Origin of the sequence: Paenibacillus sp. 102, from assembly GCF_039549175.1 — a bacterium.
GTDB lineage: Bacteria > Bacillota > Bacilli > Bacillales > Bacillaceae_G > Bacillus_A.
Genome location: NZ_JBCGHT010000064.1, coordinates 1 through 719, shown reverse-complemented (window position 1 = coordinate 719; position 719 = coordinate 1). Strand labels below are relative to the sequence as shown.

At 55.8% G+C, this 719-nt stretch carries 7 tRNA genes; all 7 read right to left on the bottom strand.

The features are described from left to right. Window positions 1–44 precede the first annotated feature (44 nt). A tRNA-Met gene (locus AAIE21_RS29290) sits at window positions 45–121 on the bottom strand. A 27-nt stretch (window positions 122–148) separates the two neighbouring features. After that, window positions 149–241: transfer RNA gene (locus tag AAIE21_RS29285), tRNA-Ser, on the bottom strand. 16 nt (window positions 242–257) lie between these two features. Further along, window positions 258–334: transfer RNA gene (locus AAIE21_RS29280), tRNA-Ile, on the bottom strand. A gap of 4 nt (window positions 335–338) precedes the next feature. Next, a tRNA-Met gene (locus AAIE21_RS29275) sits at window positions 339–415 on the bottom strand. A gap of 16 nt (window positions 416–431) precedes the next feature. Then, window positions 432–504, bottom strand: a tRNA-Ala gene (locus AAIE21_RS29270). Between the two features lie 12 nt (window positions 505–516). Next, window positions 517–590, bottom strand: a tRNA-Pro gene (locus AAIE21_RS29265). A gap of 10 nt (window positions 591–600) precedes the next feature. Beyond that, window positions 601–674: transfer RNA gene (locus tag AAIE21_RS29260), tRNA-Arg, on the bottom strand. Window positions 675–719: the final 45 nt, after the last annotated feature.

Genomic DNA, 719 nt, shown 5'->3' with positions numbered 1-719 from the left:
TGCGTGACAGGCAGGCATGTTAACCACTACACCACGGGACCATTTGGTTGCGGGGACAGGATTTGAACCTGCGACCTTCGGGTTATGAGCCCGACGAGCTACCAGACTGCTCCACCCCGCGACGATATAATATTCTTTTTAATAAAAATGGAGGAGGTAGAGGGATTCGAACCCCCGCGCGACTCTCGCCGCCTGTCGGTTTTCAAGACCGATCCCTTCAGCCAGACTTGGGTATACCTCCAGGGAATTTACTTTAATGGTGGACCTTGTAGGACTCGAACCTACGACCGGACGGTTATGAGCCGTCTGCTCTAACCAGCTGAGCTAAAGGTCCTTTATGGTAGCGGCGGAGGGGATCGAACCCCCGACCTCACGGGTATGAACCGTACGCTCTAGCCAGCTGAGCTACACCGCCATAATAAAGTTATAAGTGGAGCCTAGCGGGATCGAACCGCTGACCTCCTGCGTGCAAGGCAGGCGCTCTCCCAGCTGAGCTAAGGCCCCGTGTTTAAACTATCGGGAAGACAGGATTTGAACCTGCGACCCCCTGGTCCCAAACCAGGTGCTCTACCAAGCTGAGCCACTTCCCGTTAATAAAAGCGCGCCCGAGAGGAGTCGAACCCCTAACCTCTTGATCCGTAGTCAAACGCTCTATCCAATTGAGCTACGGGCGCATATGGTGCCGAGGGCGGGGGTCGAACCCGCACGGTGGTCACCCA